The following is a 21,916-nucleotide window of genomic DNA, read 5'->3' as shown; positions in this document are numbered from 1 at the left end:
GCGGCGGAAAAAACCGCTCAGGCCAGCGCGGTCTGGCGCAGGCTCAAAGAGAAGCGCTGCAGCGCGGCGATGCCGGAGGCCTCGGCGCGGGCGCACCAGTCCTGCAATTCCTTCAACAATTGCTCGCGGCTAAGATTGGAGCGCTCCCAAAGACAGGTCAGCTCCTGGCGCATATTGTAGATGGTGGCCAGCACCTGGCTTTGCTCGAGCAACTGCGCCAGTTGCATGCGCTCGACCTCGGGCGTGTCTTTGGCATCCTGCTTCAGCCACACTTTCATCTTGCGTCCCAGCATGGTGCTGGGCAGCTCCGGCAGGCTGAGCTTGCCCAGCTCGGCGTAATACTCTTCCCGCAGCTCGCGGGCGTAACGCGCGGCGATCGCGTAGCGGTTGGCGACGATCGCCTGCAGGTGTTCCAGGTCCAGCTGCGGGCGGGACGGATCCCTAGCCAGTTGCGGCGCGACTTTGCGCACCGTCGCCAGGCCCAGCATTTCCAGGATGCGGATGTACATCCAGCCTATGTCGAATTCGTACCATTTATACGACAGCTTGGCCGAGGTGCCGAAGGTATGATGGTTGTTGTGCAGCTCTTCGCCTCCCACCAGGATGCCCCATGGGACGATATTGGTGGAGGCGTCTTCGTTCTCGAAATTGCGGTAGCCCCAGAAGTGGCCGATGCCGTTGATCACGCCGGCCGCCCAGAACGGAATCCACACCATCTGCACCGCCCAGATCGACAGGCCTATCGGTCCGAACAGCGCCAGATCGATGATCAGCATCAGCACGATGCCCTTGGCGTTGTGGCGGCTGTAAAGATTGCGCTCCAGCCAGTCGTCAGGCGTGCCATGGCCGAATTTGTCCATGATCGACTGGTCCTTGCAGGCGCCGCGGTACAGCTCCGCGCCCTCCCACAATACCTTTTTGATGCCCAGCACCTGCGGACTGTGCGGATCTTCCTCCGTCTCGCAGCGGGCATGGTGCTTGCGGTGGATGGCAGCCCACTGCTTGGTGACCATGCCGGTGGTCAGCCACAGCCAGAAGCGGAAGAAATGGCTGGGAGCCGCGTGCAGGTCCAGCGCGCGGTGAGCCTGATGGCGGTGCAGGAAAATGGTGACCGACGCGATGGTGACGTGGGTCAGCAGCAAGGCGGCGACGATATTGCCCCACCAAGGGAGATCGAGAAGACCGTTGAGCCAGTTCATGTATCTATCTGCGTCCGGTAACTTAGATGTAAAACTCTATTCTATAGCAAGGCCCGCTCAGCGCCAAATTCGGCGGCGCGGCGCTTTGACAGCCCATGCCGCCATGCATTGGTGTACCATAGAGCATCATTTCACCCTAGTGCAGAAAAAATACTAGTGTTGCCAAAACGTCGACTGATCATTGCCGGCGCCACCGTCGGTGGCCTGTTCGTCCTGTATGCGGCCTCCAGCTACTGGGCCGGGGTCAAAGCCGAGGACACCCTGCAGGAACAGCACCGGATGCTGGCCAGCCTGCCCCTGTTCAAGGTCAAATCACACAGTTACGAACGCGGCTGGTTCTCCTCCACCGAGACCACCGAGCTGGTGTTCAACCGCCATCTGTCCGGCCCGTATGAAAACATGCTGCCAGACAATATGAAGCCGTTGCTGAACGCCACCATCAAGTTCACCAACCACATCCAGCATGGTCCGCTGCCCGGGCTCTCCGGCTTCAGCTTCCGTCCGGGGCGCGCGCTGGTGAAGACCGAGTTCGCGATGAGCGACGCCACCCGCAAGACGCTGAAGACCTTCTTCGGCGACAAGGACCCGATCACCATCGTCAACCACATCGGTTTCGGCGGCGGCGGCCTGCTGGACGTCAACATCCCGTCCTTCGACTACGAAGAGGCGCTGTCCGGCGTCAAGATGAAATGGAAGGGCTTCGACCTGAAGGTCGACTACGCCCACGGCTACCGCGAATACAAGACCGAAGCGCTGTCGCCGGGTTTCCTGCTGGAAGCCGCCAGCAAGGGCAATGTGTCGTTCGAGGGCGTGCGTTACGTCTCCGACATGCGCCCCGGCAACACTGACATCAAACTGGGCACCAGCGAACTGACCATAGGCAATATCCAGCTCAGCTCGCGTGAAAGCGTGCCGTACAGCATCAAGCTGAACGAGCTGATCTACCTGATGACCCGGGTGCGGGTGGGCGAGTTCGTCAATCCGTCCGGCGAGTTCAAACCGTCGTCGGTGGTGTTGAAGAACTTCAGCTACCAGATCGTCACCAGCGAGCAGGACGACTTCGTCAACACCCGCGGCAAGGTGAACTTCGCCGAACTGAGCTTCAACGAAAACCGCTACGGCCCGATGCGGCTGGACGTGTCGGCCAATCACCTGCACGGCCCGACGCTGGTCAAGCTGGACCGGGCGATCAGCCAGATCCCGTTCGAGGGGGTGGATCCGGCGGTATTGCGCAAACAGTACGTCGACACCATCAAGAAGAACGCGATTCCGCTCTTGGAGAACAACCCCAAGCTGCTGATCAACGAGTTCTACCTGAAAATGCCCAGCGGCGAAGCCACGCTGCAAGGCAGTCTGGGCATCAACGGCTTCACGCCGGCCGACCTGGGCGACATCACCCTGCTGGCCAAGCGCATCGAGGCCGAGGCCAAGCTCAGCCTGCCGCGCCAGACGCTGGAAGGCTTGGTGCTGACCCAGGCGCGCAACCTGTTCACCGTGGACCACACCGCGGAGGACCAGCCCAATATGCAGGAGGTGGACGACCTGGCCAAGAGTCTCCTGGACAGCCAGCTGGCGCAGTGGAAGTCCGAAGACTACATCGTCGAGGACAACGGTCAGATATCCACCGAGCTGAACTACAACGCCAAGGGCCTGACCATCCACAAGAAAAAAGTGGCGTTGCCGTGGGAGGAAAGCGAAGAACCGGCCCCGGCCGGCGCCTCCGCCCCGCTTGCCGCACCGGCCGCCAAGCCGGCGGCGAAAAAGTAATCCGGGCAGTGCCCGGACGCAAAAAGGGCTGTCGCGAGACAGCCCTTTTTCATTGCGCATCCAATTCAAGCGGGATCAGGAAGCGTCTTCTATCTGGCTTTGCAGATAGTTCTGGATGCCGACACGTTCGATCAGGTCAAGCTGGGTCTCCAGCCAGTCCACATGCTCCTCTTCGCTTTCCAGGATGTCCTCCAGCAGATCGCGCGTCACGTAATCCTTGGCGGTTTCACAGTAGGCGATGGCCTCGCGCAGCAACGGCAGCGCCTCCAGCTCCAGCTTCAGGTCGCACTGCAGCATCTCGTGCGGATTTTCGCCGATGTGCAGCTTGCCCAGGTCCTGCAGATTGGGCAGCCCCTCCAGGAACAGCACGCGCTCGATCAGCTTGTCGGCGTGCTTCATTTCATCGATGGACTCTTCGTATTCGTGCTCATTGAGCTTCTTCAGTCCCCAGTTCTTGTACATGCGCGCATGCAGGAAGTACTGGTTGATCGCGGTCAGCTCGTTCTTGAGAATCTGGTTCAGGTATTTGATGACCTTCTTGTCGCCTTGCATGCCATATCCTCCCATGAATTTATCCAGACATTATGGCACAGCGGGGGAAAGGCTCAAGACGGCAATGGGATTAGCTGGCGCAGAGGCCAGCCTGGTCAGAGGAGGAAACAGCGGTCAGGCGGCGGTTCGCGCCACCGAGCAGACCATCAATTCGGCTTGCGCGTCCTTGCGAACCTGGTTGGCCATGCACGCGCACTTGCCGCAATCAGAAGCGACTCCCAGTTCGCGGCGCAAGTCGCACATGCGGCTGGCGCCGGCATGGACGGCCTGGCGGATCTGGCTGTCGGTCACGGCATTGCACAGGCAAACGTACATGTTAGCCCCCTCCGGCTTACAATCAAGAATAGTTATCATCATCATAGAGACAAACAAGAATGATTGTCAATAACTTGCAGAGAGAATGGAGGCCCAACACCACGGTCGCCGCCATCATCGAGCAAAATGGCCGTTTCCTGATGGTGGAGGAGGATACGGCGGACGGCCTGCGGCTGAACCAGCCGGCCGGCCATCTGGAACACGGCGAAACCCTGCTGCAGGCGGTGGTGCGCGAGACCCGCGAGGAAAGCGGCTGGCATTTCACTCCCCAGGGGCTGACCGGCATCTACCTGGCCGACCGCCCGGACAGCGACATCACCTACCTGCGCTTCGCCTTCCACGGCAGCGCCGCGGCGCCTCCCCAGCCCGCCCGCCTGGACGCCGGCATCGTCGCGGTGCACTGGCTCAGCTTCGAGGACATTTCGGCGCAGCGCCACAGGCTGCGCAGCCCGGTGGCGCTGCAATGCCTGGCCGATCATCTCAGTGGCATAATATATCCGCTAGAACTGATACGCGACCTGCGCTGATCCACCCACCGGATGCCCGCCTATGCCGCCACGCCTGACGCCGCTGCTGTTGATCCTGCTGTGCCTGCTCCCCGGCTCCGGCCACGCCGACGGGCTAAACATCTGTTATCATTACCGTTGTTCCAGGCAGACCTATTTCGAAATTTCCGATGAAGCCCGCGACTGGCTGGCCGCCCGCCTGACGCGGGCCGACTCCGCCGCCAGCGAGCGCGACGCCGTCAGCGACGCGGTCACCGCGCTGTACCGCATCGCCGCGCGCGAAACTCCCATCTGGCAGGACAAGGGCGGCAACATCCATGACGGCCCGGCCGAAGGACGGATGGACTGCGTAGACCACAGCAGCAACGTCAGCGCCTTTCTCTCCTATCTGGATAAGCAAGGCTGGTTGAAATTCCACCATGCGGCGCCACCTGCATGGCGGGCGCCGTGGATCCTGGATCTGCACTACACCGGGGTGCTGCACGATATCGCCGCCGGCCAGGACTGGGCGGTGGACACCTGGTTCAAGGATTTCGGGGAACCGCCCGTGGTGGTTCCCCTTTCAGTTTGGATGAAGGGATATGAGCCGCCGGCCGTATCCGGGCTGGCCGCGGCCGCCCAGCAAAGCAAGGAAGGAAACTCCCCGTGACGGGTAAGAAACGTATTGTCGTCGGCATGTCCGGCGGCGTGGATTCGTCGGTCACCGCCTGGCTGCTCAAGCAGCAGGGGCATGAAGTGATAGGCGTGTTCATGCAGAACTGGGAAGACGACAACGACAGCGAATACTGTTCGATCAAGCAGGACGCGCTGGACGCGATGAGCGTGGCCGACATCGTCGGCATCGACATGGAAGTGGTCAATTTCGCCAAGGAGTACAAGGACCGCGTGTTCTCGTACTTCCTGAAGGAATACTCGGCCGGCCGCACGCCCAACCCGGACGTGCTGTGCAACGCCGAGATCAAGTTCAAGGCCTTCCTCGACTACGCGCTGGAGCTGGGCGCCGACTGCATCGCCACCGGCCACTACGCGCGCAAGATGGAGCAGGACGGCGTCCACTACCTGATGAAGGCGGTGGACCACACCAAGGACCAGAGCTACTTCCTGTACCGGCTGCGTCAGCATCAATTGGCGAAAGCCATCTTCCCGCTGGGCGACATCCGCAAGACCGAGGTGCGCAAGCTGGCGGAAGAGGCCGGCCTGCCCACCGCTGCCAAGAAGGACTCCACCGGCATCTGCTTCATCGGCGAGCGGCCGTTCCGCGAATTCCTGCAGCGCTATCTGCCCACCTCCCCCGGCAAGATGGTGACGCCGGACGGCAAGGTGGTCGGCGAACACATCGGCCTGATGTACTACACGCTGGGCCAGCGCAAGGGCCTGACCATAGGCGGCAGCAAGGACGGCAACGGCGAGCCGTGGTTCGTCGCCGGCAAGGACATCCCGGCCAACCAGCTGATCGTGGTGCAGGGCCACGACCACCCGCTGCTGCTCAAGCCCACGCTGGCGATGGCGGACCTGAGCTGGACGCTGCCCGACGCGCCGCAAGCCGGCGCCTATAGCGCCAAGAACCGCTACCGGATGGCCGATGCCGCCTGCAGCCTGTCTCCCATCGTCGACGGACAGGCCACCCTCACCTTCGGCGAGAAGCAATGGGCGGTCACACCCGGCCAGTCCGCCGTGCTGTACCACGGCGACATCTGCCTGGGCGGCGGCATCATCCGCTGACGCCGGCAACACCATGGAAAAATGCCCCGCAACGCGGGGCATTTTCGTTTGCGGACGCTAGGCTTGCGGCAAGGGCCGCAGCCGGCGCAAGCCCAGGCTGATGGCCATCATCAGCGCCAACCCTGCCGCCAGCACCGTCGCCACCCCATGCCAGCCGCCGCGCCCCCACATCAGGCCGGACAGCGAGCCGAACAGGCTGGACCCCAGATAATAGGCGGTGAGATACAAGGCCGAAGCCAGCGCCCTGCCCTGCCGCGCGCGCAAGCCCACCCAGCTGCTGGCCACCGAATGGCCGGCGAAAAAGCCGAAGGTGAACAAAGCGATGCCCGGCGCCAGCAGCCACAGCGAATCGCTGAGCGTCAGCGCCAGGCCCGCCAGCATCAGCAGCACCATCAGCCACAGCACATTGCGCCGCCCCAGCTTGTCCGCCAGTTGGCCAACCCAGGCCGACGACCAGATGCCCACCATATACAGCGAAAACACCAGCGCCAGCATGCTCTGGCTAAGGTTGAACGGCGCAGCCAGCAGACGAAAACCCAGGTAGTTGTACAGGCTGACAAAACACCCCATCAGCAAAAAGGCCGACAGGAACAGCCAGGGCAGGCCGGCGTCGCGCAACAAACCGCGCAACTCGCTGCCCATGCGGCCGAAATCATGCCGGCGCGGCTGAAAATGGCGCGACGGCGGCAAAGTGCGCCAGAACAGCCAGGCGCCCAACCCTCCCAACGCCGCCAGCGCCAGCACCGCGCCGCGCCAGCCGACGTGGTCGGCCAACACCGAGGCCAGAAAACGGCCGCACATGCCGCCCAGCGCATTGCCGGCGACATAAAGGCCCATCGACTGTCCCAGCGACCTGCCGTCCACCTCCTCGCTCAGATAAGCCATCGCCACCGCCGGCAGGCCGGCCAGCGCCACGCCGAACAGGGCGCGCAGCAGCAGGAAGCGGCTGAAGCTGTCGGCAAACGCCGAGAGCAGCATCAGCAAGGCCGCCAAGGCCAGCGCGCTGTTCATCAGGCCGCGGCGGCCGAAGCGGTCGGCCAGCAGGCTGGCGGGAATCAGCGCCAGCGCCAGCGTGCCGGTGGACACCGACACCACGCCGCTGGCCGCCGCCGGAGTCAGGCCGAAGTCATGGGCGAACAGCGGCATCAGCGGCTGGGTGCAGTACAGCATGGCGAAAGTGCAGAAGCCGCCGGCGAACATCGCCAGCGCGGTGGAGCGGAACGCCGGGGTGCCGGCATGCAGCTTGCCTGCGGGCGGGGCGGCAGCGGCTTGGAGGGGAATGGCGGCGGAAGGGGCATGGACGGGCACGGCAACAATCTCGGTCAGGACAACACCATCAGCTTAGGCTTGGCCATACCCGCAGTCCAATATATATTTCAGTATCAATTCATACTTTATAAATATCAATATGGAACTGCGCCATCTGCGTTATTTCGTCGCCGTCGCCGAAGAGCTGCACTTCACCCGCGCCGCCAGGCGACTGCACATCGGCCAGCCGCCGCTGAGCCAGCAGATCCAGGCGCTGGAGGCCGAACTGGGCGTAGCGCTGTTCCGCCGCCACCAGCGCAAGGTCGAGCTGACCGCCGCCGGCCAGCAGCTGTTGCCGCGCGCGCGGCAGATCCTGGCCGACAGCGCCAGTGCCGTCAACGCCGTCCGCCGCGCGGCGGAAGGCGAAATCGGCGAGCTGCGAATAGGCTTCACCTCCTCGCTGCCGCTCACGCCCATCCTGCATCACAGCCTGCAGCAATACCGCCAGTCCTTTCCCGACGTCAAGCTGACGCTGCGCGAGCTGTTCACCGCCGCCCAATTCGACGCGCTGGAAAACCGCCAGCTGGATCTGGGCTTCGTCCGCTTCAACGGCCCCGCGCCCGGCACCCTGATCCGGGTCGCCGAGCTGCACCGCGACCGGCTGCTGGCGGTGGTGCCGCACCGGCACCCGCTGGCAGCTGCCGCGGGCATCTATCTGAACCGCCTGGCCGGCGAGAATCTGATCGGCTATCCGCGAGACTCCGGCGCCGGGCTGCGCGACGTGATCCGCCAACTGGCGCGGCAAAACGGGCTGGAATTGAACGTGGTGCAGGAGGCGGGAGAGGCCATCACCCAGATCGGCCTGGCCGCGGCCGGCGTCGGCATCGCCATCCTGCCCTCGCCGCTGGAGTGCGTGCAGCTTCCCGCGGTGCGCTACGTGCCGCTGCTGGACGACGACGCCTATCTGGCGATAGGCCTGGCCACCCGCCATGACGAAGATTCGCCGCTGGTGGCGAATTTCCTCGCCAGCGTGCGCGACTGAGGCTCAGCGGCCGCCGCTGACGTCCAGCAGGCTGCCGGTGCAGAAGGAGCTGGCGTCGGACAGCAGCCAGACGATGGCGGCGGCTACCTCTTCCGGCTGGCCGCCGCGCCGCATCGGCACGCTCGGGGCCAGTCTTTCAACCCGGCCCGGCTCCCCGCTGATCGCGTGGATATCGGTGTGAATCAGCCCGGGCCGCACCGCGTTGACGCGTATGCCCTCGGCAGCCACCTCGCGCGCCAGGCCCAGAGTCAGCGTGTCCACCGCCCCCTTGCTGGCGGCGTAGTCTATGTATTCGCCGGCCGAGCCCAGCCGGGAAGCGGCCGACGACACATTGACAATGGCGCCGCCCTCCCCGCCATGGCGGGTGGACATATGCCGCACCGCCTCGCGGCAGCACAGTATCGGCCCCAGCACGTTCACTTGCAGCAAACGGGACACGCGCTCGGCGCTGTAGTCTTCCAGCCGGCACATCGGCGCGGTGACGCCGGCATTGTTGATCAGCGCGTCCAGATGGCCGAAGCGGCACAGCACATCTTCGAACAGCCTCACGATGGCAGCCTCCTGCGAGACGTCTGCGCGGAACAGCTCCACCGCCTCGCCCAGTTCGCCCTTCAACGCTGCGGCGCTGGCCTCGTCGCTGCGGTAGTTGACCGCCACCCGCCAGCCCTTCCGCACCAGTTGCCGCACCGTCGCCGCGCCGATGCCGCGCGAGCCCCCCGTCACCAGCGCTACCTTGCCGTCCATGCTCATCCCTTGCGTAGAAATTGCTGATGCCAGCGGCTGCGCACGCCGCGCGCCTCGCTGAACAACCGATTGAGTCCAGTGGCGTCGCCCCGCTCCAGCATGCCGCTCAAGCGCTCCAGCCCGGCGCGGTAGTCGGCCAGCTCAGCCAGCAGCGCCTCGCGGTTGGCCAGGCTGATGTCGGTCCACATTTCCGGATGGCTGCCGGCGATGCGGGTAAAGTCGCGGAAACCGGTGGCGGCGAAGTCGAAACAGCGCTCGGCATTGTCCTTGGCCGCCACCCGGTCGACATAAGCGAAGGCGAGCAGATGGGGCAGATGGCTGACGCTGGCGAACACCGCGTCGTGCTCGGCGGCGCTCATGCTGTGGATCTCGGCGCCGCAGGCCTGCCACCAGCCGGCCACCATGGCGGCGGACTCCGGCAGCGTTTCGTCCAGCGGCGTCAGCACCACCCGGCGGTTTTCGTACAGGCCGTACTGGGCGGCCACCGCGCCGGACATGTCGGAACCGGCGATGGGATGCGCCGGCACGCAGTAGGCCAGATGATTCGGCAGATGCTCGCGATACAGCGCCGCCACATCGCTCTTGGTGCTGCCGCCGTCGGTGACGATGGCCCCAGCGCGCAGGCCCGGCGCCAACGCCGCCATCAGCGCGCCCATCTGCCCCACCGGCGACGCCAGCAGCACCAGATCGGCCCGCCCCGCCACTTCGGCGATGTCCTGGCTGATCTCGTCCACCACCCCCAGCGCCAGCGCCCGCTCCAGGTTGGCCAGGGTGCGGCCCACGCCTATCACCCGCCGCACCCGGCCGGCCCGCCTCAAGGCCAGCGCGAACGACCCGCCGATCAGGCCGACGCCCGCCACCACCAGGGTGTCTATCTGCTGCTGCACTGCGCTCCCCCTATGCTCGCCGCCACCAGGGCGGCATGAAGGTCTATCATAAGCGATTTTGCCGCCATGGCCAGCCCATGGCCGGGAGACGCCGATGAAGCCCACGCTGTATTGCTATTTCAAGGCCGGGACCGATCATCCCGCGCAACTGGCGCGACTGCGCGCGCTGCAGGAGGAAATGGCCGCCGCCGGCTGGCCGGGGCAGCTCTTGCGCCGCTGCGACGACGCGGACACCTGGATGGAGGTCTACCCGGAAATATCCGACCGCGCCGCTTTCCTGGAGGTCTGGCAGGCCGCCCGCCTGAGACACGGCCTGGACATAGACTGCCATCGGGAATGGTTTCAGCCGCTGTAGCCGCCACGGACGAGAAAAAGGCCGGGCGCCTGGCCCAGCCTGTCAAAGAAACACGATACGAGAGAAACCGAAACCTTCCGCCCGGAGGCGGCAAGCGAAAACGGCTAGGCAATCAATATACTCAAGGCTCGCGCCCTTACCAAATCACTTGTTCTGCTTAGCAAATCACCGTCAACCGCGCTGCGCCGCCGCCTCTGCGGCCGACTCCGCCGCGCCTCCGACCAGCTTCTCCACCCACAGCGCGATCACGCCGTCGCCGGCCACGTTGCAGGCGGTGCCGAAACTGTCCTGCGCCAGGTACAGCGCGATCATCAACGCCAGGCTGGCCTCGGGAAAGCCCAGCATGCTGGACAGGATGCCCAGCGCCGCCATCACGCCGCCGCCCGGCGCGCCCGGCGCCGCCACCATGGTGACGCCCAACAGCAGGATGAAGGGCAGCATCACCTCCCAGCCCGGCACCTCCAGGCCGCCGGTCATCAGCATCACCGCGGTGGCGCAGCTGACCAGGGTGATGGTGGAGCCGCACAAGTGGATGGTGGCGCACAGCGGCATCACGAAATTCGCCACCGGCGGCGCCACCTTCATATTGCCGGCCGAACGCAGCGCCACCGGGATGGTGGCCGCCGAGGACATGGTGCCCAGCGCGGTGAAATAGGCCGGCAACATGGCGCGCAGCAGCGAAAGCGGATTGCGGCCGAGCAACAGGCCGCTGGCGCCGTACAGCAGCGTCAGCCACAGGCCATGCAGCGCAACCGCCAGCAGCAACACCACGCCGAAGGTCTTCAACGTGTCCAGCGCGCTGCCGGCGGCCGCCATCTCGGCGAACACGCAGGCGATATAGGCCGGCAAAAAAGGCACCAACACCCGCGCCAGCACCCGCTCGACAATCTCCTTGCCCTGCTCCGCCACCTCACGCAGCCGCTGCGCGCCGGTGGCGGCGATGCCCAGGCCGAAGACGAAGGCCAGCATCAGCGCCGTCATCACATCGAACAGCGGCTTGATCTCCAGCTTGAACAACGGAGCGGTCTGCGCCGCCACAGCCGGAACCGCGGCGGCCTCGCCCACCCATTGCGGCAGCACTGCCGACGCCGCGGCAAAAGCCAGCATGCCGGACAGCACGGTGGAAGCGTAGGCCAGGCCGACAGTCCAGCCCAGCATCCGCCCCGAGCCGCGGTCCAACGCGGCGATGCCGCTCATGATGTAGAACACGATGATAAGCGGGATCATGAATCCGATGAATTGGCCGAACAGGCCCTTGAACGTCAACAGCAACGACAGCAGCGGAACCGGCGCGAACAGCCCCAGCGCGATGCCCAGCGCCATGCCGGCCAGCAACTTCAGAATCAACCTCACAGGCAACCTCTTGTCAGCTTATCCAGCCTGCCGTCCTCCCATGCGGCGATGCGCAAGGCAAAACCGTCCCCGCCGGCCATGGCTGCCGGCAGGTATCGGGAGAAAACGGGAAGCCTGCCGAAACGGCAAGCGGAACCTCGCGCCGGCAGTCCCTCCGGCGCAAGGCATCAGGCTTGTTGTAATAAGGCTTGCCGCAGCGTCTGCAGCAAAGGGGAAGGCGTCCAGACGCGGTCGCCCAGGCGGGCCACCGGCCAGAGGCCCATCAGGCTATTGGAGAGAAACACCGCGTCAGCGTCAATCAAGTCGGCGGCAGAAAGTCGCGATTCGATAAATTCAAGTCCGAATTGAGAAACATTTTCTGTCAACCAATCCCTCACTGCGCCGTTCACCCCGCATCTGTCCAGCCTGGGCGTCAGCACCTGCCGATCGCGCAGCAGATAGACATTGCTCATGGTGCCTTCCGCCAGCCAGCCATCCTGGTCCAGCAGCAGGCCCTCCTGGATCGCCGGATCGTCCCACTCCGAGCGCGCCAGCACGCTTTCCAGCCGGTTGAGGTGCTTGATGCCGGCCAAGCGCGGCTGCAGGGATAGCTTCAGTTCGCACCAGCGGACATGGACGCCATCGCGACCCTGCTCTTCCGGATAGCCCTGCCACGGCGCGGCCGCGACGATGCGGGTTGGCGCGCCGGCCGCCGCCATCGCATAGCCGCGCGCCCCCGCGCCGCGGGTCAGCGTGATCTTGCCCACCGCCAGCGCATGCCCGCGCCCCAATGCCGCCAGCTCGTCCAGCAGCAGTTGCTCATCCGGCAGTTGCAGGCTCAGCCGCGCCGCGTCGTCGGCCAGCCGCGCATACTGCCAGCGCCACAGCCGGGGCCTGCCATCGCGCAGCTGCATGGTGCGGAACACGCCGTCGCCGTAGCTCAGGCCGCGGTCCCGCGCCGACACCACTTCCGCCGGCAAGCCGTTGACCAGCATCGCCATCAGGCCTGCTCGACGCCCAGCGCGCGCAGCAGGCCGCGCGCCTTGTGGCGGGTTTCCATCAGCTCGCGCTCGGGGTCGGAGTCGGCGACGATGCCGCCGCCGGCGCGGAAGCGCAGCTGGCTGCCCTGCTGCATGAAGGTGCGGATCAGGATATTCATGTCCATTGTGCCGTCGCGGTTGAGGTAGCCCAGGCTGCCGGTATAGGCGCGACGCGCGCTGTTTTCCAGCTCGCGGATGATCTGCATGGTACGCACCTTGGGACAGCCGGTGATGGTGCCGCCGGGGAACAGCGCGCGCAGCACGTCCGCCGGGGCGATGTCATCACGCAATTTGCCGCGCACATTGGATTCGATATGGTGGACATAGGCGTAGCTGGCGACCGCCATCAATTCGTTGACCTCCACCGTGCCGGGTTGGCAAATGCGGCCCAGGTCGTTGCGTTCCAGGTCTATCAGCATCACATGCTCGGCGCGTTCCTTGATGCTGGAAATCAGCCGCTGCTTCAGCGCGGCGTCCTCGGCGGCATCTTGTGAGCGAGGATGGGTGCCGGCGATGGGCCGGGTTTCCGCCCAGCCGTCGCGCACCCGCACCAGCCGCTCCGGCGAGGAGCTGACGATCTGTGCATCGCCGAAGTCGGCCAGCGCCGAGAACGGCGCCGGATTGGCGCGGCGCAGCGCGGCGAACAGGTCGGGCGCGGCGATGCCGTCGGCCAGGGTGGCGCGCCAGCCGCGCGAGATGTTCACCTGGAACACGTCGCCCTCGTAGATGTACCGCTTCAGCCGCACCACCGCATCGGTATACCACTCGGGCGGGTCTTCCTCCAGCGCCGCCAGCTCCACGGCTGCCGGCTCGAAACCGGCTTGGCAGCCTACCAGTTGCTCCAGCCGGTGCCAGTCTTCGGCGGTCTCGCCTACCAGCCAGGCCTCGCTATTGGCGCGGTCCACCAGCACCGCGGCCGGCGTGCGCGCCCACACCGCCAGCGGAAAGCTGTCCGGCAAGGCCGTCGGCACCCGCGGTTCGAATTCCGACAACAGATCGTACGCCATGTAGACGAACCAGCCGCCGACAAAAGGCAGCTGGTGCGGATTGGACACCGGCTGCGGCCGGAATCCCCGCACTTCGCGCAGGAAATCCCGGCCCTGGTCCGCCGCGAACACGCGGCGCTCGCTCTGCATCAGCAGCAAATCCCAACCGCTGTCGCCGGACGACTGCATCAGGTAGGGAAAGTTGGCTCGATCGGCCGCATGCAGCGCCAACAGATCGGGAATGAATTCGAGTTTCTGGGTGTACATCTGAAGTCCTGGGCCGGAACGGCCCGGCGCTGATTCGAAATACGCGTCCCCGCCCGGCACCGCGGCGGGTGACAAAAAAAAGAAAAACCGCTGCGAGTGTAACGCAGCGGTTCGGACTGTCAATCGGCGAATGCGGTATCAGACTCGCTTGAATACCAGCGTGCCGTTGGTACCGCCAAAACCGAAGGAGTTGGAGATGCCGATGTCGATCTTCATGTCGCGCGCCGTATTGGCCACGTAATCCAGATCGCAACCGGCCTCCACATCCTGATCGACCAGGTTGATGGTCGGCGGCGACACCTGATTGTGCACCGACAGAATGGTGTAGATCGCCTCCACGCCGCCGGCGCCGCCCAACAGGTGGCCGGTCATCGACTTGGTGGAATTGACCGCCAGCTTCTTGGCGTGGTCGCCAAACGCGATTTTCAGCGCGCTGGTTTCGTTGGCGTCGCCCAGCGGGGTCGAGGTGCCATGCGCGTTGACGTACTGCACCTGGTCCGGATTGATGCCGGCGTCGCGCAAGGCGTTGGCCACGCCGCGCGCCGGCCCCTCCGAGCTGGGCGCGGTGATGTGATGGGCGTCCGAGCTCATGCCGAAGCCGATCAGCTCCGCATAGATCCTGGCGCCGCGTTTCACCGCGTGCTCGTAGTCCTCCAGCACCAGCACGCCGGCGCCCTCGCCCATCACGAAACCGTCGCGACCCTTGTCCCAGGGACGCGAAGCTGCGGCGGGGTCGTCATTGCGGGTCGACATCGCCTTCATCGCGGCAAAGCCGCCAATGCCCAGGCGCGAGATCGCGCCTTCGGAACCACCGGCCACCATCACGTCGGCGTCGCCGTACTGGATCAGCCGCGCCGCATCGCCGATGCAGTGCGCACCGGTGGTGCAGGCCGACACGATGCCGTAGGTCGGCCCCTGATAGCCCTTCAGGATCGATACCTGGCCGGCGATCAAATTGATCAGCGAACCGGGAATGAAGAACGGGCCGATCTTGCGCGGGCCGCCATCCATCAGCGCCACGCCGGTTTCCTCGATCAGCGGCAAGCCGCCGATGCCGGAACCGATGTTGACGCCGACGCGGGTCTTGTCCAGGCCCGGCACATCGTCCAGGCCCGCATCCGCCACCGCCTGCAGCGCCGCAGCAATGCCGTAGTGGATGAACAGGTCGTTCCGCCGCGCCTCTTTCGGCGAGATGTACTGGCTGATGTCGAAATCCTTGACCTCGCCGGCAATCTGGCATGCCATGTCGCTGGCGTCGAAACGGGTGATCTTGGCGATGCCGCTCTTGCCGGCCAACAGGTTGGCCCAACCGGTGGCGACATCATTGCCGACCGGGGACACATGGCCCAGGCCGGTTACTACTACTCTGCGTTTGGACACGAAGAATCTCCGTGAGAGATGGGAGGGCAGTCTCCCCATGAAACCTTGCCGCCCGTCCGAACCATATGATAATTCAAACGCACGTTTGGAATCCTCTTAGCAAAAGAACCTCTGCAGGCGAGCCGAAGCAGCACCGGGCAGAGGTCCTGGTCCCTCAAAAGGGGATTATTTGTTCAGGTGAGCGCTGACGTAGTCTACGGCTTGCTGAACGGTAGTGATCTTCTCGGCCTCTTCATCCGGGATTTCGCACTCGAACTCTTCTTCCAGAGCCATGACCAGCTCAACGGTGTCGAGGGAGTCGGCGCCCAGATCGTCAACGAAGGAGGACTCAATCTTGACTTCAGCCTCGTTCACGCCCAGTTGTTCGGCAACGATCTTCTTAACGCGCGCTTCGATGTTTTCCATTGTATAAACCCTTGACCTTTCTGATTCGGGATCGCAAAACCCCGGTATTCTACAAAAAAAAATTAGAGCAGCCTACCTAAATCTTGCTCCGGCGCTAGCCGGGCAGGATTACGGCATCAGCATGCCCCCATTGACATGCAAGGTTTGGCCCGTGATATAGGCCGCACGAGCCGATGCCAGGAACACAACGGCATCGGCGATATCCTTGGCGTCGCCCAGGCGGCCCAGAGCGATCTGGCCCACCAGCGCTTCGCGTTGCGCTTCCGGCAGCGCGCGGGTCATGTCGGTATCGATGAAACCCGGCGCCACGCAATTGACGGTGATATTGCGGCTGCCGACCTCGCGCGCCATCGACTTGGTGAAGCCGATGATGCCCGCCTTGGCCGCCGCGTAGTTGGCCTGGCCGGCGTTGCCCATCACCCCAACCACCGAGGCGATGTTGATGATGCGGCCGAAACGCGCCTTCATCATGCCACGCAGCACGGCCTTGGAGGCCCTGAACACCGACTTCAGGTTGGTGTCCATGATTGCGTCCCAGTCATCGTCCTTCATCCGCATCAACAAACCGTCGCGGGTGATGCCGGCATTATTGACCAGCACGGCGATGCCGCCGAACTCCTTTTCCACCGATTCGATCAGCGCTTCCACCGCGCCCGGTTCGGTCACGTTCAGCACTCGGCCGGCGCCGCCGCCGGTGGACAAACGCTCGTGGATGGCCGCCGCGCCCGATTCGGACGTCGCGGTGCCGATCACGATGGCGCCCTCGGCGAGCAGCGCATCGGCGATAGCCGCGCCAATGCCGCGCGAAGCGCCGGTCACCAGCGCCACTTTGCCTTGCAGACTCATCAATGTGTCTCCCTGTTGTTGACGCCCGCCATCACTCCGGCAGGCCGCCGCAGGCCGGCCTCGCGGCCTGCCCGGTTTAATCCTGCTACGCCAGTTGCTCGCGCGCGGCTTCCAGCGCGGCGCGGTCGGTCAGCGCCAGGCACTTGACGTTGCCGTCTATGCGCTTGGCCAGACCCGCCAGCACCTTGCCCGGACCGCATTCGGCCATCAGCGTGACGCCGTCGGCCGCCAGCTGCTGAATGGTCTCGGTCCAGCGCACCGGCATATACAGCTGGCGCGTCAGCGCATCGCGGATCTGCGCGGCGTCGCCATAGCTGGCCACATCCGCATTGTGCAAAACCGGTATCGCCGGCGCATTCAGGTGCACGTCCTTCAGCGCCTCGGCCAGACGCTCGGCCGCCGGACGCATCAGCGCGCAGTGGGACGGCACCGAAACCGGCAACGGCAAGGCGCGCTTGGCGCCGCGCGCCTTGCACAACGCCATCGCGCGCTCGACGGCGGCCTTGTGACCGGCGATCACCACCTGGCCTGGCGAATTAAAATTCACCGCCTCAGCCACTTCGCCCTGCGCCGCCTCCGCGCACGCGGCGCGGATGTCTTCGTCGGCCAGGCCGAGTATCGCGGCCATCGCGCCGACGCCGGCCGGCACCGCAACCTGCATCGCCTCGGCGCGCAGACGCACCAGTTTGACCGCCTCGGCGAAAGGCAGCGCGCCGGCGGCCACCAGGGCGGTGTACTCGCCCAGGCTATGGCCGGCGACCAGCGCCGGCTGCTTGCCGTTCAACTCCTGCCACGCCAGATAGGCGGCATAGCCGGCTGCCAGCATGATGGGCTGGGTATTGACGGTGGCGTTGATCGCATCGGCGCTGTCGGCCTGGAGCATCGCCCACAGATCCAGCGACAAGGTGTCGGACGCCTCTTCAAACGTGTGCTGCACCACGGGCAGGTCGGCGAAGCCGTCCATCATTTTCAGGCTTTGCGAGCCCTGACCCGGAAAAAGAAAAGCAAAAGCCATAGTCGACTCCAGAGAATTCGACGCAAAGAATGACGCAAAGCAGTGGCTGTTGCCAAGCACGCCGATCAATAAACCCGGTCATTATCGGCGATCAGGCGGCAAAACCACCATTTATGCGTCACTTTTTAAAAAGTCAGCAACACCGCACCCCAGGCGAAACCGCCGCCTATGCCTTCCAGCAGCACGGTCTGGCCGCGCCGGATCCGCCCATCCCGCACCGCGACATCGAGCGCCAACGGCACCGAGGCGGCCGAGGTATTGCCCTGCGTCGGCAGGGTCACCACCACCCGCTCCATGCTCAGCCCCAGATGCTTGGCCGTGGATTCTATGATGCGCAGATTGGCCTGATGCGGCACCAGCCAGTCCACCGCCGCCTTGTCGACGCCGGCCTCCTTCAAAGTGGAAACGGCGATCTCGGACAGCGACTTGACGGCGAACTTGAATACCGCCGGACCGTCCATGTGCAGATAGGGCATGCCCTGGATCTTGCCGCCGGAAATCTGCGCCGGCGTGTTGAGCAGGCCCTGGTAGCGGCCATCGGCCGCCAGCTTGGCGTGCAAAATGCCCGGCTCGTCGGACGCGCCCAGCACTACCGCGCCGGCGCCGTCGCCAAACAGCACGCAGGTGCGCCGATCGTCCCAATCCAGCACCCGCGACATGATCTCGGCGCCGATCACCAGGGCCTTCTTCGCCATGCCACTCTTGATATAGGCGTTGGCGGTAGAAAGCGCGTAGATGAAGCCGGCGCACACCGCTTGCACATCGAAAGCGGGAATGCCGGGCAGACCCAGCTTCTCCTGCAAGATGCAGGCGGTGCTGGGGAAAATCATGTCGGGAGTGGTGGTGGCCACGATGATCAGGTCGATCTCGTGCTTGTCTATGCCAGCGCTTTCAATGGCAGCTTGCGCCGCCTTGAACGCGAGGTCGCTGGTCTTGTGCTGATCGTCGGCAATATGGCGCGCGCGGATACCAGTGCGAGAAACAATCCACTCGTCGCTGGTATCCACACGTTCGGCCAATTGCGCATTGGTAAGCACCCGAGCTGGCAGAAAACTGCCGGTGCCGAGAATGCGGGAATAGCCCATGGTTGTCAGTTCGCTTCTGCCTCGGATTGCTTGAGATTGTTTAATTGGTTTGCAACCCGTTCGGCGATGTGACCAATTACGTCGGAGCCGGCCTCCTCGCATGCCTGCGCCAACGCGTAACGAAATCCTGTGACATCGGCGCCGCCATGGCTTTTCACCACGATGCCGCGCAGGCCCAGCAAGCTGGCCCCATTGTAGCGGCGCGGATCGATGCGCTTCTTGAAGAGTCCCAATACCGGCAGCGCGGCCAGCGCGCACAGGCGCGTCCACCAACTACGGCCGAACTCTTCCTTCAGGAATACGGCGAACATGTGCGCCAGCCCCTCAGCTGTCTTGAGCGCCACGTTGCCGGTGAAACCGTCGCAGACTACCACATCCACTGTGCCCTTGCAGATGTCGTCGCCTTCCACATTGCCGTAGAAATTCAGCTCCGACTGGCGCAGCAGTTCGGCAGTCTTCTTGATGTTGTCGTTACCCTTGATGTCCTCGCTGCCGATATTCAGCAGCCCGACGCTGGGGTTGGTCCGCCCTTGCAGGCAGGCCACCAGCTCGGAACCCATGATTCCGAACTGCAACAGTTGTTCTGGGGTGCAATCGACGTTGGCTCCCAGGTCCAGCACGCAGGAAGTGCCCTTCACATTGGGCAGCAGCTTGGCGATGGCCGGGCGGTCGATGCCTGGAATGGTCTTGAGGACGAAACGCGCGGTCGCCATCAGCGCGCCGGTGTTGCCGGCGGATACGGCGGCCTGAGCCTTGCCTTCCTTGACCAGGTTGATTGCCACCCGCATCGACGAATCTTTTTTATTCTTGAGGGCGAGCTGAGGCGCCTCGTCCATGCCCACCACCTGGGTGGCATGCTGGATGAGGATGCGCTCACGCACGGCACCGTCGTGCAGGGCCAGTTCCGCCTCTAGGGCTGGCTGGTCGCCTACGAGAATCAGATGGATGTCGGGGTGGTCTTGCAGGAATTGGATCGATGCCGGGACGGTAACCTTGAGGCCAACGTCACCGCCCATAGCATCAACCGCGACGGTGATAGTCATCAACGATTGCGGTATAAAGTGCCCACCAAACTAAGGAAAGGAAGTAAAAACGGCGGGCGATTACTCGCCTTTGGTCTTCACAACCTTGCGGCCACGGTAAAAGCCGTTCGGGCTGATGTGGTGGCGCAGGTGAGCCTCGCCGGTGCTGGCTTCAACTGCCAGTGCCGGAGCGGTCAGAAAATCGTGGGCACGATGCATACCGCGCTTGGACGGGGACTTTTTGTTCTGTTGAACAGCCATGGTCGACTCCTAAGAAATTCAAGTAGATTCTAATGCGAATCCGGGTTTTACTCGGACTTGGGTCCCTTAAGCGCCGCCAGCACCGCAAACGGGTTGGGCTTGTCAGCCTTGGCGAGCGAGAGAGTATCCCTGCTACATTCGTCGTGTTTGGGCGAATGCGGCAAGCCCATTATGATTTCGTCTTCGATCAGCGCAATCGCGTTCAGTTCGGGCTCGGCGAGAATGGCGTCCAGCTCCTCGTCCAGCTCGCAGGCTTCGTCCAGCTTGTCCTGACTGGCAAACAGCGTGATCACCGAATCGGTGGCCAGGCTGAACGGCATGCCGTCCAGGCAGCGCTGACAGGTGACTTGCAGCTTGGCATCCAGCTGGATGCGCAGCGCAAAGCGCTGCAGCTCGTCACGAAAGCCGGTGAGCTGATACGACACCTCGCCGGAGGTGTCGGACAGGTCGCTGTGCACACGCTCGTCCAGTTCGCAAACCGGCACCTGGCCGGACTGCGAACGCCCTTCCCGGGCGAACTTGAGCGGGTCGATCAAAATCGGTTTAGACATAAACCCAGCATGTTACAATCCACTCCCCTGATTTGTCAAAAGAAACAAGGCAAGGACGGAGCGGCCGGATGGCGCGCCCGGCATTGCCGCAACCCGGCTCGAAACATGCAAATCGTACTGGCCTCCACTTCACGCTATCGCCAAGAGATCATCGCCCGCCTCGGCCTGCCTTTCAGCGCCGAGCCGCCCGTCTGCGACGAAACGCCGCTAACCGGCGAAACCGCGCTGGAAACCGCCGTGCGCCTGGCCCGCACCAAGGCGCAATCGCTGGCGGACAAGCACCCCGACGCCCTGATCATAGGCTCCGACCAGGTCGCCCTGCTGGACGGCCGCCAGATAGGCAAGCCCGGCAGCTATGAAAACGGCGTGGAAATGCTCAAGTGGATGAGCGGCCGCACCGTGGTCTTCCACTCCGCGCTGGCGTTGTACAACAGCCACAGCGGCAAGCTGCGGGAATGCGTGGGCATCACCAAGGTGACATTGCGCCAGTTGACCGAAGCGCAGATCCGCAATTATCTGACCCGCGAACCGGATGCGCTGTTTTGCGCCGGCAGCGCCAAGAGCGAAGGCCTGGGCGGCGCGCTGCTGGAAAAAGTGGAGTCCGACGACCCCAACGCGCTGATAGGGGTGCCGCTGTTCCAGCTAATCAGCATGCTGGCGGGCGAAGGCGTGGAGGTGTTGCGATGAGCGGCACCCTGTTCCTGATTCCCGCCCCGCTGGGCGACGAGAACGCGGCCTGGCTGCCGGAGGGCGAACGCGCCAAGGTGGTCCACATCACCCACTTCGTGGTGGAGGCTGAGAAAACCGCGCGCAAGCACCTGAAGGCGCTGGGGGTGGCCGCCCCCATCCGCGAACTGGCGATGGACACGCTAAACGAGCACACCAAGCCGGCCGAGGTGTCCGCGCTGCTCGCGCCGCTGAAGGCCGGCCACGATGTCGGCCTGATCTCCGAGGCCGGCTGCCCGGCGGTGGCCGACCCCGGCGCGCAACTGGTGGCGCTGGCCCACCAGCACGGCATCCGCGTCGAGCCGCTGATCGGACCCTCGTCCATCCTGCTTGCGCTGATGGCCAGCGGCGCCAACGGCCAATGCTTCGCCTTCCACGGCTACCTGCCGGTGGACGCGGCGGAGAAGGCCAAGGCGGTGAAGGAGCTGGAACTGCGTTCGCGCAAGAACAATGAAACCCAGCTGTTCATCGAAACGCCGTACCGCAACAACGCGCTGCTGCAGCAACTGCGCGAGACGCTGGCGCCGACCACCCGCCTTGCGGTAGCCTGCGACCTGACCCTGCCGACGCAGACCATAGTCAGCCACCCGGTGCGGGACTGGCCGCAAAATGCGCCCGACCTGCACAAGCGGCCGGCCATCTTCGTCATCCACGCCGCCTGAT

At 64.3% G+C, this 21,916-nt stretch carries 25 protein-coding genes; 8 read left to right on the top strand and 17 right to left on the bottom strand.

Annotated features, from left to right (window positions below):
* Positions 1-17: 17 nt before the first annotated feature.
* The gene (locus BI347_RS06720) at positions 18-1,199 is read right to left on the bottom strand and encodes a DesA family fatty acid desaturase (RefSeq protein ID WP_071115556.1); all 1,182 of its coding nucleotides are present in this window, start codon (positions 1,197-1,199) and stop codon (positions 18-20) included.
* A gap of 156 nt (positions 1,200-1,355) precedes the next feature.
* On the opposite strand from BI347_RS06720, the gene BI347_RS06715 reads away from it, so the two are divergent.
* The gene (locus BI347_RS06715) at positions 1,356-2,966 is read left to right on the top strand and encodes a YdgA family protein (RefSeq protein ID WP_239690836.1); all 1,611 of its coding nucleotides are present in this window, start codon (positions 1,356-1,358) and stop codon (positions 2,964-2,966) included.
* A gap of 75 nt (positions 2,967-3,041) precedes the next feature.
* Here the strand turns inward: BI347_RS06715 and bfr are convergent, their stop codons facing one another.
* Together bfr and BI347_RS06705 are read right to left on the bottom strand one after the other, a co-directional pair.
* On the bottom strand, positions 3,042-3,518 hold the full coding sequence (gene bfr / locus BI347_RS06710) for a bacterioferritin (RefSeq protein WP_071115555.1): 477 nt from the start codon (positions 3,516-3,518) through the stop codon (positions 3,042-3,044).
* Positions 3,519-3,632: 114 nt separating this feature from the next.
* Complete coding sequence (locus BI347_RS06705) at positions 3,633-3,833, bottom strand: (2Fe-2S)-binding protein (RefSeq protein WP_071114694.1); 201 nt, start codon at positions 3,831-3,833, stop codon at positions 3,633-3,635.
* A 59-nt stretch (positions 3,834-3,892) separates the two neighbouring features.
* Between BI347_RS06705 and BI347_RS06700 the strand changes: the two genes are divergently transcribed.
* From BI347_RS06700 to mnmA, 3 genes are read left to right on the top strand one after another with little or no spacing between them, the layout of a single operon-like run.
* Complete coding sequence (locus BI347_RS06700; protein ID WP_071115554.1) at positions 3,893-4,360, top strand: NUDIX hydrolase; 468 nt, start codon at positions 3,893-3,895, stop codon at positions 4,358-4,360.
* A gap of 22 nt (positions 4,361-4,382) precedes the next feature.
* A complete protein-coding gene (locus tag BI347_RS06695) occupies positions 4,383-4,988 on the top strand; it encodes a hypothetical protein (RefSeq protein ID WP_071115553.1) in 606 nt (201 codons plus the stop codon).
* Positions 4,985-6,061, top strand: a complete 1,077-nt coding sequence (gene mnmA / locus BI347_RS06690; RefSeq protein WP_071115552.1) for a tRNA 2-thiouridine(34) synthase MnmA — start codon at positions 4,985-4,987, stop codon at positions 6,059-6,061. Before BI347_RS06695 ends, mnmA begins: the two co-directional genes overlap by 4 nt.
* Positions 6,062-6,118: 57 nt before the next feature.
* Here the strand turns inward: mnmA and BI347_RS06685 are convergent, their stop codons facing one another.
* The gene (locus tag BI347_RS06685) at positions 6,119-7,369 is read right to left on the bottom strand and encodes an MFS transporter (RefSeq protein ID WP_083338733.1); all 1,251 of its coding nucleotides are present in this window, start codon (positions 7,367-7,369) and stop codon (positions 6,119-6,121) included.
* Between the two features lie 100 nt (positions 7,370-7,469).
* Here BI347_RS06685 and BI347_RS06680 point away from each other — a divergent pair, with 100 nt between their 5' ends.
* Positions 7,470-8,351 carry a LysR substrate-binding domain-containing protein gene (locus BI347_RS06680; protein ID WP_071115551.1) on the top strand — a complete coding sequence of 294 codons (882 nt, stop codon included), beginning with the start codon at positions 7,470-7,472 and terminating at the stop codon, positions 8,349-8,351.
* A gap of 3 nt (positions 8,352-8,354) precedes the next feature.
* On the opposite strand, the gene BI347_RS06675 is transcribed toward BI347_RS06680, so the two are convergent.
* Both BI347_RS06675 and BI347_RS06670 read right to left on the bottom strand, forming a co-directional pair.
* Positions 8,355-9,095, bottom strand: a complete 741-nt coding sequence (locus tag BI347_RS06675; protein ID WP_071116355.1) for a glucose 1-dehydrogenase — start codon at positions 9,093-9,095, stop codon at positions 8,355-8,357.
* Between the two features lie 2 nt (positions 9,096-9,097).
* A complete protein-coding gene (locus tag BI347_RS06670; protein ID WP_071110941.1) occupies positions 9,098-9,982 on the bottom strand; it encodes a prephenate dehydrogenase in 885 nt (294 codons plus the stop codon).
* Positions 9,983-10,076: 94 nt separating this feature from the next.
* Here BI347_RS06670 and BI347_RS06665 point away from each other — a divergent pair, with 94 nt between their 5' ends.
* Positions 10,077-10,337 (top strand): DUF4936 family protein, encoded by a 261-nt coding sequence (locus tag BI347_RS06665; protein ID WP_071115550.1) that lies wholly within the window; start codon positions 10,077-10,079, stop codon positions 10,335-10,337.
* Positions 10,338-10,508: 171 nt separating this feature from the next.
* Here the strand turns inward: BI347_RS06665 and BI347_RS06660 are convergent, their stop codons facing one another.
* From BI347_RS06660 to BI347_RS06610, 11 genes are all read right to left on the bottom strand, one after another.
* Positions 10,509-11,690 carry a dicarboxylate/amino acid:cation symporter gene (locus BI347_RS06660; protein WP_071110943.1) on the bottom strand — a complete coding sequence of 394 codons (1,182 nt, stop codon included), beginning with the start codon at positions 11,688-11,690 and terminating at the stop codon, positions 10,509-10,511.
* A 167-nt stretch (positions 11,691-11,857) separates the two neighbouring features.
* The gene (gene pabC / locus BI347_RS06655) at positions 11,858-12,670 is read right to left on the bottom strand and encodes an aminodeoxychorismate lyase (RefSeq protein WP_071110944.1); all 813 of its coding nucleotides are present in this window, start codon (positions 12,668-12,670) and stop codon (positions 11,858-11,860) included.
* A complete protein-coding gene (locus BI347_RS06650; RefSeq protein ID WP_071115549.1) occupies positions 12,670-13,962 on the bottom strand; it encodes an aminodeoxychorismate synthase component I in 1,293 nt (430 codons plus the stop codon). Before BI347_RS06650 ends, pabC begins: the two co-directional genes overlap by 1 nt.
* A gap of 138 nt (positions 13,963-14,100) precedes the next feature.
* On the bottom strand, positions 14,101-15,342 hold the full coding sequence (gene fabF, locus BI347_RS06645) for a beta-ketoacyl-ACP synthase II (RefSeq protein ID WP_071110946.1): 1,242 nt from the start codon (positions 15,340-15,342) through the stop codon (positions 14,101-14,103).
* 165 nt (positions 15,343-15,507) lie between these two features.
* Positions 15,508-15,747: an acyl carrier protein gene (gene acpP, locus BI347_RS06640; protein WP_071110947.1), complete on the bottom strand. Its 240-nt coding sequence runs from the start codon at positions 15,745-15,747 to the stop codon at positions 15,508-15,510.
* A 108-nt stretch (positions 15,748-15,855) separates the two neighbouring features.
* Positions 15,856-16,593, bottom strand: a complete 738-nt coding sequence (fabG, locus tag BI347_RS06635) for a 3-oxoacyl-ACP reductase FabG (protein ID WP_071110948.1) — start codon at positions 16,591-16,593, stop codon at positions 15,856-15,858.
* An 85-nt stretch (positions 16,594-16,678) separates the two neighbouring features.
* A complete protein-coding gene (gene fabD / locus BI347_RS06630) occupies positions 16,679-17,608 on the bottom strand; it encodes an ACP S-malonyltransferase (protein WP_071115548.1) in 930 nt (309 codons plus the stop codon).
* A 125-nt stretch (positions 17,609-17,733) separates the two neighbouring features.
* Complete coding sequence (locus tag BI347_RS06625) at positions 17,734-18,693, bottom strand: beta-ketoacyl-ACP synthase III (protein ID WP_071110950.1); 960 nt, start codon at positions 18,691-18,693, stop codon at positions 17,734-17,736.
* A gap of 5 nt (positions 18,694-18,698) precedes the next feature.
* Complete coding sequence (gene plsX / locus BI347_RS06620; RefSeq protein WP_071110951.1) at positions 18,699-19,736, bottom strand: phosphate acyltransferase PlsX; 1,038 nt, start codon at positions 19,734-19,736, stop codon at positions 18,699-18,701.
* A gap of 60 nt (positions 19,737-19,796) precedes the next feature.
* Positions 19,797-19,976, bottom strand: a complete 180-nt coding sequence (rpmF, locus tag BI347_RS06615; RefSeq protein ID WP_011136965.1) for a 50S ribosomal protein L32 — start codon at positions 19,974-19,976, stop codon at positions 19,797-19,799.
* Between the two features lie 47 nt (positions 19,977-20,023).
* Positions 20,024-20,527, bottom strand: a complete 504-nt coding sequence (locus BI347_RS06610) for a YceD family protein (RefSeq protein ID WP_071110952.1) — start codon at positions 20,525-20,527, stop codon at positions 20,024-20,026.
* Positions 20,528-20,632: 105 nt separating this feature from the next.
* Between BI347_RS06610 and BI347_RS06605 the strand changes: the two genes are divergently transcribed.
* Both BI347_RS06605 and BI347_RS06600 read left to right on the top strand, forming a co-directional pair.
* Positions 20,633-21,214 carry a Maf family protein gene (locus tag BI347_RS06605; protein WP_071110953.1) on the top strand — a complete coding sequence of 194 codons (582 nt, stop codon included), beginning with the start codon at positions 20,633-20,635 and terminating at the stop codon, positions 21,212-21,214.
* Positions 21,211-21,915, top strand: a complete 705-nt coding sequence (locus BI347_RS06600) for an SAM-dependent methyltransferase (RefSeq protein WP_071110954.1) — start codon at positions 21,211-21,213, stop codon at positions 21,913-21,915. The genes BI347_RS06605 and BI347_RS06600 overlap by 4 nt, the downstream gene beginning before the upstream one ends.
* Position 21,916 lies beyond the last annotated feature (1 nt).

It is taken from the genome of Chromobacterium sphagni (genome assembly GCF_001855575.1).
Classification (GTDB): Bacteria; Pseudomonadota; Gammaproteobacteria; order Burkholderiales; family Chromobacteriaceae; genus Chromobacterium; species Chromobacterium sphagni.
Note: the sequence above shows the minus strand (reverse complement) of the source record. Positions and strands in the feature narration are given on the sequence as shown.

Excerpts from the sequence above, each read along its gene's own strand:
- plsX (WP_071110951.1), bottom strand. The coding sequence starts at position 19,736 with ATGACTATCACCGTCGCGGTTGATGCTATGGGCGGTGACGTTGGCCTC.
- BI347_RS06705 (WP_071114694.1), bottom strand. The coding sequence starts at position 3,833 with ATGTACGTTTGCCTGTGCAATGCCGTGACCGACAGCCAGATCCGCCAG.
- BI347_RS06680 (WP_071115551.1), top strand. The coding sequence starts at position 7,470 with ATGGAACTGCGCCATCTGCGTTATTTCGTCGCCGTCGCCGAAGAGCTG.
- BI347_RS06625 (WP_071110950.1), bottom strand. The coding sequence starts at position 18,693 with ATGGGCTATTCCCGCATTCTCGGCACCGGCAGTTTTCTGCCAGCTCGG.
- BI347_RS06695 (WP_071115553.1), top strand. The coding sequence starts at position 4,383 with ATGCCGCCACGCCTGACGCCGCTGCTGTTGATCCTGCTGTGCCTGCTC.
- BI347_RS06720 (WP_071115556.1), bottom strand. The coding sequence starts at position 1,199 with ATGAACTGGCTCAACGGTCTTCTCGATCTCCCTTGGTGGGGCAATATC.
- BI347_RS06610 (WP_071110952.1), bottom strand. The coding sequence starts at position 20,527 with ATGTCTAAACCGATTTTGATCGACCCGCTCAAGTTCGCCCGGGAAGGG.
- fabD (WP_071115548.1), bottom strand. The coding sequence starts at position 17,608 with ATGGCTTTTGCTTTTCTTTTTCCGGGTCAGGGCTCGCAAAGCCTGAAA.
- rpmF (WP_011136965.1), bottom strand. The coding sequence starts at position 19,976 with ATGGCTGTTCAACAGAACAAAAAGTCCCCGTCCAAGCGCGGTATGCAT.
- BI347_RS06675 (WP_071116355.1), bottom strand. The coding sequence starts at position 9,095 with ATGGACGGCAAGGTAGCGCTGGTGACGGGGGGCTCGCGCGGCATCGGC.
- BI347_RS06605 (WP_071110953.1), top strand. The coding sequence starts at position 20,633 with ATGCAAATCGTACTGGCCTCCACTTCACGCTATCGCCAAGAGATCATC.
- BI347_RS06665 (WP_071115550.1), top strand. The coding sequence starts at position 10,077 with ATGAAGCCCACGCTGTATTGCTATTTCAAGGCCGGGACCGATCATCCC.
- acpP (WP_071110947.1), bottom strand. The coding sequence starts at position 15,747 with ATGGAAAACATCGAAGCGCGCGTTAAGAAGATCGTTGCCGAACAACTG.
- BI347_RS06650 (WP_071115549.1), bottom strand. The coding sequence starts at position 13,962 with ATGTACACCCAGAAACTCGAATTCATTCCCGATCTGTTGGCGCTGCAT.
- BI347_RS06700 (WP_071115554.1), top strand. The coding sequence starts at position 3,893 with ATGATTGTCAATAACTTGCAGAGAGAATGGAGGCCCAACACCACGGTC.
- fabG (WP_071110948.1), bottom strand. The coding sequence starts at position 16,593 with ATGAGTCTGCAAGGCAAAGTGGCGCTGGTGACCGGCGCTTCGCGCGGC.
- BI347_RS06600 (WP_071110954.1), top strand. The coding sequence starts at position 21,211 with ATGAGCGGCACCCTGTTCCTGATTCCCGCCCCGCTGGGCGACGAGAAC.
- bfr (WP_071115555.1), bottom strand. The coding sequence starts at position 3,518 with ATGCAAGGCGACAAGAAGGTCATCAAATACCTGAACCAGATTCTCAAG.
- pabC (WP_071110944.1), bottom strand. The coding sequence starts at position 12,670 with ATGGCGATGCTGGTCAACGGCTTGCCGGCGGAAGTGGTGTCGGCGCGG.